Raw genomic sequence first — 8,515 nt, forward strand, 5'->3', positions numbered from 1 at the left:
ACACAAGGTCAAAACTGTAATTAAAAACAAATAATACGCAGGAGAAACAGCCTATGGTGGATTTGATAGATACAATAGTATATGCAGGAAGGTTAAAAGACAAATCTGCCTTGATGAGTAGTTCTTCTGGTGGCGCATTTACTGCACTTTCGAATGCTTTTCTGAAAAGCGGAGATGCAGTGGTGGCTGCAGTCTATAATTATGAGAATCATACTGTGGAATTCCAGATGATTCTGGATGAGAAGCAGCGTGAAAGAGCAAAAGGCTCAAAATATATGCAGAGCAAGCCCGGTGATATTTACCAGGAAGCGTATCGTTGGTTAATGGATAATCCAAAGAAAGAATTGCTCTTTGTTGGCATGGGATGTCAATCAGATGGATTTCGGAAGTTCAGTGAAATTAAAGGAATCCGTGATCGGGTGCATATCGTAGACATTATCTGCCATGGCTCTCCAAGTCCAAAACTGTGGAGAGAATATGCAGAATCAATACAGAAGAAGGATGGAAAGATAACTTATCTTACCTTCAAAGACAAGCGCAATGGCTGGAAATCGCCTACAGCCTACGTGAAAGTTAACGGGTCAGAGAGACCTCTTAAAGATTATGTTAGGGTGTTTTATAACCGGTGTGCGTTGCGGCCCTCTTGCTATGAATGCCCTTATGCGACCACAGAAAGAAAAACAGATATGACTATAGGCGACTTCTGGCATATTGAGGAGACCATTCCGAATTTCTATGACTCTAATGGTAATTCGTTATTCTTGATTCATACGAACCGAGGAGAAAAACTATTCGAAAAGATTCAAAGTGATTTGGATTATAGATTAAGTAATACAATACAATGCTGGCAGGCAAATCTTGAAGCTCCGACCCAAAAGTCTGAACAAAGAGAAGAGTTCTGGAATGATTATAAGAAGAAAGGAATTGATTTCGTGATGAAGAAATATGGGTCAGTTCCAGTGAAAACAAAAATTAAGAATAAACTCCTCAAAATAATGGGGGGGATACACAGAAGGTAGTACTTATTATGCTGATTACTCCGAAAGGAGGGCAGCATAATGAACTGGAAGCAGCCTAAAGTATATGCAGTAAAACATAAGGATGAAATGACAAGAGCAGCTTCCAGATCAGGTGGTATTTTTACAGCTCTTTCGGATCAGGTTTTATCCAACGGTGGTGTGGTCTATGGTTGTGTTTTGACGGAAGAATTTGATGCCGTACATATTCGCACTGATAATGCGGAAGATCGTAATCGAATGCGAGGCTCAAAATATATCCAGAGTAAACTAGGTGATACATTTAAAAGTGTCAAAACAGATCTTGATGCTAAGAAAAGTGTACTTTTTTCTGGAACTTCCTGTCAGGTAGCAGGATTGAAAAAATACATTGGAAAAGAGTATGATAATTTGTTCTGCGTGGATATTGTCTGTCACGGAGTACCAAGCAAAAAAATATGGGAGGCATATCTGTGTTGGCAAGAGCAGAAAATGCACTCTAAAGTTGCAAGTGTGGACTTCCGAAATAAGAAAGACTTTGGATGGCATGATCATGTAGAAATACTTTGTTTTGAAAATGGAAAGTCTACGAGTAGTCGGGTATTCAAGGAACTTTTCTACGGGCATACCGTTCTGCGGCCGAGTTGCTATGAATGTCCCTATAAGTCTGTAATGCATCCAGGAGATATTACAATTGCAGATTACTGGGGATCGAGAAAGCCGCACCAGAGTTTGATGATAACAAGGGCGTTTCATTGGTGCTAGTAAATAATGAGGCTGGAGAAAAAATCTTTGAAAAAGTAAAAGAGAGACTGATCTGGAAGCAGACAAAGCTAGAGGACAGTATGCAGCCGCCTCTTAAAGCTCCATTTCCAAAACCAGATAATAGAGAGCAGTTCTGGAGTGACTTTGAAAATAAATCGTTTGAGTATGTTGCCAAGAAATACGGTGGCATCGGACTAAAAAATGATGCTAAGTTGCTTTTGAGAAAGATTAAGAGAAAAATTAAAAAGTTGGTGGTAAAAGGTGGAAAGAGAGATTCCAATATTATATAAAAGAAAAGAAGAATGCTGTGGATGTACGGCTTGTTATGCCATCTGTCCGAAAGAGGCTATTTCTATGGTCGAGGACGAAGAAGGCTTTGAATATCCACAAATTGATGAAAGTAAATGCGTGCGGTGCTACCAATGTATTAAAGTATGTCCGATAAAAGCGGAAAGAACGCAGTAAGGAGAGAATATGAACACAACATTACTTATCATGGCAGCCGGTATCGGCAGCCGCTTTGGAACAGGAATCAAGCAGTTGAAACCGGTCGATGCTTCTAATCACATCATCATGGACTACTCAATCCATGATGCGATGGAGGCTGGCTTCAATCATGTGGTATTTATCATCCGTAAGGATATCGAAAAGGAGTTCAAAGAGGTCATCGGTGAGCGCATTGCCTCCATTTGTTCCTCACACAATGTAACTGTAGACTACGCTTTCCAGGATATCAATGATATCCCGGGAACTCTGCCAGAAGGCCGGACAAAGCCGTGGATAATGACTTCTGCGGAGAAAGTGCGAAAGCTGTGAGATATGATTCTGACTTTATTTGGGAAGGTGAGCCGTGGCCAGAAGGGGAGTATATAATATCTGACAAGGATCGGAATGCTATGAAGTTGGAGAAACTTTATAATTTATAACGAGGAGAAGAAAAATGAATTTATCAAAAATACACCACATCGCAATCATCGTGTCTGACTATGAAGCCGCAAAGGATTTCTATGTGAACAAGCTGGGTTTTCCTATTATTAGAGAAAACTATCGCCCAGAGCGTAAAGACTGGAAGCTGGATCTGCGTGTCAATGAGCACACAGAACTGGAGATTTTCGCAGAGGAAAATCCGCCGAAGCGTGTGAACCGCCCGGAGGCTTGTGGCTTACGTCACCTTGCGTTCTGCGTTGATAGCGTGGAACAGACAGTGAATGAATTGGCAGAGGTAGGAATTGAATGTGAGTCGATTCGGGTTGACGATTATACCGGAAAGAAGATGACTTTCTTCCATGATCCGGATGGACTGCCGCTGGAGCTGCATGAATAATCATGGGAGAGAAAAGAGCGTATAAATCTCGGAAATCCGGCGGTGGCCGGAAGAAGCTGAAGCCGGAGTACGATGCCGGGAAGAATCTGAAAGAGCAGATGGATGCTGCTGTGGCTCTTTATGGGGAGAATTGTTCTCTCCAATCCATAGCAGATGCTATGAACTTAAATCCAATCAAAGTAAGAAAGCTGCTCATCACGGCCGGTGTGTATGAATCAGAAGTGGCGGAGAAGGTACAGGATACTTTTGAGGAGTATCGAGAAACACAAAGTTATAAAGAAGCAATCCTCTCAACTGCAAATACTCTTCAACTCTCCAAAGCCTCCGTTACCTCATACCTACCATATCAGAAAGGTGTATACTTCCCAAGTACTGCTGATAAAGAAAAAATTAGTGTTGGAGCAGAGCGGCGGCGGAGATACAGAGCAGTAAGAAAACTGAGATCAGAGCCAACAGATGAGCACCTGTGGGAGACGGTCTTGCTTTATTCTGGTGTGCGCTTTAAAACCTATTCCGGCTTACCCTTTTGAATATTCTCGTGCGATGAAATCGCACTTCCGGAAATCTGGAAATCAGATGTCCGGGAAGTGGAAATCATCGTATGCGAGTTTACTCGCGTAATGTTTTGTCTAAGCCATAAACCTCACGCATTGAGATGTCATGTTCGGCATCAATGCTTGTGATGTTGATGCGGTAACTGTCATGGGCAATGTGGTCAATGATTGCATCTGCCAGAGGACTGTCATCGCCACCCAGTTGGTCGTACCACTCCTCGAATTCATACTGGGAACAGAAAATCGTTGAAGATTTCTTGCGTCTCCGGTGGAGCAATTCGAAGATATCCCTTTGTTCTGAATCTGTTGGTTTCAACAGAAGCCATTCATCCAGAATCAGGACAACAGGATTGGCATACTTAGCCATGACTTTTTTGTAGTTGCCATCTGTCCGTGCCATCTCCAGGTCTATAAGCAGATCGGGCAGACGGACATATTTGGTATTGTAATACTGCTTACAAGCCTCCATGCCAAAGGCACAGGCCATGTAAGTTTTACCACAGCCTGTAGCGCCGGTAATAAAAAGATTCCGGTGTTCAGAGATATATTCGCAAGTGGCAAGTCTGTGAATCAGATCTTTGTTCAGCTTGCGTCCGGAAGTATAGTTGATATCTGTAAACGCTATTATAATAGTTGACCACTTTAGTCCATTTCGCTACTGAATAAGTTTACCACCTGGAATACATCCTGTAAGATTTTTATGTTCAAAATCTTACGAAGGAGACGAAAGGTGTGAAAGTAGAAATGGACATGTATTACCTTATCCGTTCCCATCACAATGACGGAATGTCGATCCGAACCATAGCCAAAACACTTGGCATATCCAGGCAGACAGTCACGAAGTATTGTGATGGAACTACTATCCCGGGTAATCGTAAAGAGTACCACAGGGATTCGACAATAATCACCGACGAGCCTCGTGAATTCATTCTCTCTTGTTTCAGAGAAGATGAACAGGAAGGTCTCGCAAAGCAGCGGCACACGGCAAAACGCATTTATGACCGTCTTGTCGCTGAGAAAGGATTCACCGGAGGTGAATCTACCATCCGAAAGGCTGTAAACGATCTTAGAAAAGAGCATTCCGTGCATCCACAGGCAGACATACCACTTGAGTATGATCCCGGAGATGCCATACAGATAGACTGGGGTGAATGCACTGTTTATCTAAATGGCACCAAGCAAAAGCTGTATAGTTTCTGCGGGCGCTTATGTTACAGCTGTGACATATTTGTCCAGTTGTTTTATACGCAGAACCTTGAATCGTTTCTAGAAGCCCAGCAGCGTATGTTTGATTACTTTGGCGGCGTACCCAATCGGCTGATCTCTGACAATGCCAAGGTTGCTGTCAGAGAAGGCTTTGGCAAACATGCTATAGCAACCGATGGCTACGCGGCATTTGCTGCTCACTATGCATTTCAGACTGATTTCTGCAACATAGCAAGCGGTAACGAAAAAGGTCTGGTCGAAAATCTGGTCGGTTATTCACGAAGAAATTTTATGGTGCCAGTCCCCAAAGCGAAGTCTCTTGAAGAGCTTAATGCAAAGCTCATAGAGGACTGCCTCAATTACCGCAAAACTCATAAAGTTCAGTCAAGAACGATAAGTGTTAATGAAGCATACCATGAGGAACAATTGTATCTTCATTCGGTTCCTGTATATAGGTATGATACAAGCCGTACTGCCACTCCTGAAGTAGGTGATTACTCTACAGTCAGGTTTGAAAAGAATAACTATTCAGTACCGGTAAGATATCTACGTCGCACAGTAACCGTAAAAGGATACGCAGATAAAGTCCTCATCATGTATAATGGCAAACTTATTGCAACACATGACAGGCTCTTCGGTTCAGGAAAAACTTCTTACCGTCTTGAACACTACATCGATCTGCTTGAACGCAAGCAAAGAAGCGTATTTCAGGCAAAACCAGTACGTGACATGGTTGCTGAAGAACTCATCGACTGGGGCAAAAAGCTTCCCGGCGGCAATTCCGAAATGGTTAAGCTTCTCAGACTGTGTGTGGATCATGGTGAAGAAAAAATCCTTGCGGTCAAACACAGCCTTCCATCAGGAATTATACCTACGGTTGACATCATCCGCACCCATCTTCATAAACCGGCGGAAACCAATCTCATTCACATGAGCAATGACATTGAAGTAGCTGACCCTGATCTCGTCAGATTTGATAAGAAATGTGGGGTGAGCTGATGGATGAATTAAAACAGCAGGCAATAGAGTTCTATTCCAAGCTCTTAAAACTGCCAACTTTCAAGCATTGCAACGATATAATACAGCGTCTGGATGATGGTGCCGGTTATGTAGATTTCCTGATCGAACTCATGAAAAATGAGTATGATACCAGACAGGCCGCAACAAGACAAAGACACATAAAAGCGGCTCATTTTCCATATCTAAAAACTTTTGATGAGCTTGATCTGCACAGATTTGAACACTTGGGTGAAGCTTATCTTAACGAACTGGCAACATGTGACTTTATCAAAAAACGTAAAAACATAGTTATGATCGGGAATCCCGGTACCGGCAAAACACATCTGTCCATTGCACTCGGCATCAAGGCCTGCAACCTGGGCATGAAGGTTAAATTCTACACTGCGGCAAATCTTGCTAACTCGCTGATTGAAGCTCAGGACAACCGAAGCCTCATGAAGCTTGAGCGTCAGCTGGATAAAGCCGAACTTCTTATAATTGACGAGCTCAGCTATCTGACATTCAATCTTCATCAGTCTGAGCTGTTATTCAAGATCATATCTGACCGGGCAGAGAGACAGAGTGTTATAGTATCAACCAATCTCAAGTTTTCTGAATGGACAACTATGTTTGAAAATAAAACAATGGTAGCTGCTCTGGTTGGTCGTCTGACATTTATGTCTCACGTACTCAACATGAACTCATCCAACCCTTATCGGGACGAGCATGCAGCTGTGATCACTTCAGGAAAGGAGGTCGTCTCAGATGAATGAATACCACTTTCTTGATGAAAACACAGAACTGACGAAGTCAGATCTGATCAGAAAATACAACAGGTTCATAGAAGATATCTGGCTCCTACAGCATACCGTAAGAGAACTGGATGACAACTATGAACTTATGCTTAATGCATACGAGAGTGTAGCTGATAAGCTTTACGGCTAACATCCGGGGGAATGTCAATTACCACGGGCATTCCCTTATATTTAAACCAAAGTGGTAAACTTTTTCAGTAGCAAATGGTAAACTTTTTCGTTAGCGGAGTGGTAAACTTTTTCGCTAGCGACTGGTAAACTTTTTCATTGACATTTACAATGCATTCCTGAATAATCGCAGTCCAGGTCTCTAACTGCTTTTCCCGAATAGCAAGTCGTGTTGCCATAATCTACCTCCCGTATATTTGGATTTTTCGCTCTTATTTTCCAACTAGTTGAGGTAATTATAAAAAAATTCGGGTAAGATGGATAGGTACCGGCTATGGAGCATTTACGTTCCGGCTTTTTACTTGATATGGAAAGCAACGGTTTGATGTCGAAAAATGTTGACTTTGCGTATGAATAGGAATAATATATAAAGTATAAATAATCGATTAAGGGGGAGATTTCTTTTATGTTTTTGGGGCAGATCTAATTAAAATCCATGAAAATAATTAAAAAATAATTAATTATATGAGAAGGTACTATCTTATTGGTGTAATTTTGTTGTCTATTTCTATGTATTAGCGTATAGGTCAATTAGATGAAATATTATATTAGAGATTAATAGAAAGGAAACAGCACTTGGTAATAAAAGGAAAGTTGTTAGAGAGGTGTAATATAAATGAATTTGATAGATGGAATAAAGAAAATATTAGATCACAATGGAATATTATTTTTAGGATCCGGTTTTTCAACAGGAGGTAAAAATTTTAACGGCCAAAATATGAAAACAGGAGCGGAGTTATCTAGAGCAATATGTAGAAATTTAGGTATAAAAGAATCAGATAATTTATCAATATCATCCCAGAGATATATAGAGGATCCAAAATGTAAAAAGTCATTAGCGGAATTTATAGAGTTTTTATCTAAAGAATTAGTTTGTACAGAGATATCTCAAGATCAGAAAATAATAGCAAATTTACCGTGGAAAAGAATATATACTACAAATTACGATAATTCATTTGAGTTGGCAAGTGAAGAATGTGGTTATATAAGAAGTTCAATAACTATTACAAATAAGAGGTATAAACCAGGAAGGCAATTGGAACAAGCAATTGTACATATTAATGGAAGTATTTTAAATTTAAACGAGGAAAGCTTTTATGATGAATTTAAAATAACAGATGAGAATTATACAAAGGCCGGACTTTTGGAGAGTTCTTGGAAAAAAATGTTTGACAGTGATTTTATATCAGCAGAATGTATTTTTTTTATAGGATACTCGTTACAATATGATCAGGAATTAGTTCGACATATTGCCAATTTAGGAATAAAGCATAAATGTTTCTTTATTGATAGAGATTTTGATGATGATGATAAAGAATATATGATTTCAAGGTATGGAAGTTTAGAAAAAATTGGAGTAGATGGATTGGCAAAAAAAATATTAAAAGTAAAATCTACATATTTGCCGAATATTCAGATGCAAAAGTTATGTGGTTTTGAAAAAAGAGATCTTTCAACATATTATACTGAAAAGACATATACAAGTGTTGATGTATTAAAACTACTAATTGAGGGAAAATTAGTAACAGGATATATTAATCAAAAGAATTATTGCGTTTCCAGATATAAAATTGTTGAACAAATTGAAGGTTTATTAAAATATAAAAATATAGTAATTATTCAATCAAAGTTAGGTAATGGTAAAAGTATACTATTAGAATGTATTGCGAAACAGCTTGTTGCTAAGTA

Annotated in this window: 11 protein-coding genes and 2 pseudogenes; 11 read left to right on the forward strand and 2 right to left on the reverse strand. The window is 39.9% G+C overall.

Annotated features, from left to right (window positions below; genetic code table 11):
• Positions 1-53 precede the first annotated feature (53 nt).
• The 7 genes and pseudogenes from DW959_RS07415 to DW959_RS07440 all read left to right on the forward strand — a co-directional run bounded on the left by DW959_RS07415 (position 54) and on the right by DW959_RS07440 (position 3,614).
• Positions 54-1,019: a Coenzyme F420 hydrogenase/dehydrogenase, beta subunit C-terminal domain gene (locus DW959_RS07415; RefSeq protein ID WP_117823435.1), complete on the forward strand. Its 966-nt coding sequence runs from the start codon at positions 54-56 to the stop codon at positions 1,017-1,019.
• A gap of 39 nt (positions 1,020-1,058) precedes the next feature.
• A complete protein-coding gene (locus DW959_RS07420) occupies positions 1,059-1,760 on the forward strand; it encodes a Coenzyme F420 hydrogenase/dehydrogenase, beta subunit C-terminal domain (protein ID WP_226801071.1) in 702 nt (233 codons plus the stop codon).
• Positions 1,754-2,050 carry a hypothetical protein gene (locus DW959_RS14560; RefSeq protein WP_226801072.1) on the forward strand — a complete coding sequence of 99 codons (297 nt, stop codon included), beginning with the start codon at positions 1,754-1,756 and terminating at the stop codon, positions 2,048-2,050. Before DW959_RS07420 ends, DW959_RS14560 begins: the two co-directional genes overlap by 7 nt.
• Positions 2,022-2,225: a 4Fe-4S binding protein gene (locus DW959_RS07425; RefSeq protein WP_117823437.1), complete on the forward strand. Its 204-nt coding sequence runs from the start codon at positions 2,022-2,024 to the stop codon at positions 2,223-2,225. Before DW959_RS14560 ends, DW959_RS07425 begins: the two co-directional genes overlap by 29 nt.
• A 9-nt stretch (positions 2,226-2,234) precedes the next feature.
• Positions 2,235-2,540, forward strand: a pseudogene (locus tag DW959_RS07430) (nucleotidyltransferase); the annotation flags it as partial.
• Between the two features lie 160 nt (positions 2,541-2,700).
• Positions 2,701-3,084: a VOC family protein gene (locus DW959_RS07435; protein WP_117823439.1), complete on the forward strand. Its 384-nt coding sequence runs from the start codon at positions 2,701-2,703 to the stop codon at positions 3,082-3,084.
• Between the two features lie 2 nt (positions 3,085-3,086).
• Complete coding sequence (locus DW959_RS07440) at positions 3,087-3,614, forward strand: hypothetical protein (RefSeq protein ID WP_117823441.1); 528 nt, start codon at positions 3,087-3,089, stop codon at positions 3,612-3,614.
• A gap of 79 nt (positions 3,615-3,693) precedes the next feature.
• Here DW959_RS07440 and DW959_RS07445 read toward each other — a convergent pair.
• Positions 3,694-4,251: pseudogene (locus tag DW959_RS07445) on the reverse strand (ATP-binding protein); the annotation flags it as partial.
• Between the two features lie 119 nt (positions 4,252-4,370).
• Between DW959_RS07445 and istA the strand changes: the two are divergent.
• The 3 genes from istA to DW959_RS07460 are packed head-to-tail and all read left to right on the forward strand — an operon-like array spanning position 4,371 to position 6,788.
• A complete protein-coding gene (gene istA, locus DW959_RS07450) occupies positions 4,371-5,843 on the forward strand; it encodes an IS21 family transposase (protein WP_117823443.1) in 1,473 nt (490 codons plus the stop codon).
• A complete protein-coding gene (gene istB / locus DW959_RS07455; protein WP_117823446.1) occupies positions 5,843-6,616 on the forward strand; it encodes an IS21-like element helper ATPase IstB in 774 nt (257 codons plus the stop codon). The genes istA and istB overlap by 1 nt, the downstream gene beginning before the upstream one ends.
• Complete coding sequence (locus DW959_RS07460) at positions 6,609-6,788, forward strand: hypothetical protein (RefSeq protein ID WP_117823448.1); 180 nt, start codon at positions 6,609-6,611, stop codon at positions 6,786-6,788. Before istB ends, DW959_RS07460 begins: the two co-directional genes overlap by 8 nt.
• Before the next feature lie 64 nt (positions 6,789-6,852).
• Here the strand turns inward: DW959_RS07460 and DW959_RS14165 are convergent, their stop codons facing one another.
• On the reverse strand, positions 6,853-7,005 hold the full coding sequence (locus DW959_RS14165; protein ID WP_173783846.1) for a hypothetical protein: 153 nt from the start codon (positions 7,003-7,005) through the stop codon (positions 6,853-6,855).
• 437 nt (positions 7,006-7,442) lie between these two features.
• Here DW959_RS14165 and DW959_RS07465 point away from each other — a divergent pair.
• Positions 7,443-8,515: SIR2 family protein (locus tag DW959_RS07465; RefSeq protein ID WP_182430065.1), on the forward strand; the 1,073-nt coding region annotated here is incomplete at its 3' end.

Origin of the sequence: Clostridium sp. AM46-21 (genome assembly GCF_003480025.1) — a bacterium.
Lineage (GTDB): Bacteria > Bacillota > Clostridia > Lachnospirales > Lachnospiraceae > Coprococcus > Coprococcus ammoniilyticus.